Source organism: Thiolapillus sp., assembly GCF_048562965.1.
GTDB lineage: Bacteria > Pseudomonadota > Gammaproteobacteria > Chromatiales > Chromatiaceae > Thiolapillus > Thiolapillus brandeum_A.
In genome coordinates this window covers 1-667 of record NZ_JBHNMF010001372.1, presented here as the reverse complement: position 1 = coordinate 667, position 667 = coordinate 1, and the positions used below count along the sequence as shown (strand labels likewise).

General features: G+C 48.1%; 1 protein-coding gene and 1 pseudogene. Both read right to left on the bottom strand.

From position 1 onward, the window contains the following. Window positions 1–222 (bottom strand): transposase, encoded by a 222-nt coding sequence (locus ACOCD2_RS24390; RefSeq protein ID WP_419594254.1) that lies wholly within the window; start codon window positions 220–222, stop codon window positions 1–3. A 118-nt stretch (window positions 223–340) separates the two neighbouring features. Beyond that, window positions 341–628, bottom strand: a pseudogene (locus tag ACOCD2_RS24385) (transposase); the annotation flags it as partial. Window positions 629–667: the final 39 nt, after the last annotated feature.

Here is a 667-nt window from a genome sequence, read left to right as displayed (position 1 = left end):
TCAGTAAAATCTGTGGGTCATTGGCGGAGTAGGCAGATTCCCAAGCGCATGATATAACGCGATTTCTGCGCCCCGATAGGTGCGAAAGCCGTAGGAATTTCTCGTGGTGACTTTTGCCTTGAACCAATTCAGAATTAGCAGCTTGTGTGCTCGTATCGTTTTGGCCACTTTTTTCATGGGTTCTATCTGCGAACGCATCACACGAGTACACCAGCGGTCCAGGAATTTTTCCGCCCAAGCAGGCGAGACATATTCCCAGAAGCCATTGAAATCCTCTTTTCAGCAGGTAGGCGCGTACAGATCGCAGGTTATACTTGAGAATCTCTTTGAGCTTGATTTCCTGTTTCTCCGTTAGATTCTCCTTGCGCTTGAGCAGGCACCACCTGGAGTTCTTGAGAACCGGCTCATGTCCTGCTTTCTTCATTTGCCGATGCTCATCCGCTCTGACCTCGTCAATGGCCTTGTTCAGTTTGGCGACGATATGAAAGCGGTCCAGAATATGAATGGCTTGTCCCGCCTTTTTTTCGATGACCTTGAGATAAGGCTTCCACATATCGGAACAAATGAACTTCAGTGCCTGGCTTCTCTGCTCACCAAAAAACCGGAAAAAACCGAGGAATGTCTTCACCGTCCGGTCTTTGCCAATCCATAATAAACACGTCTTTCC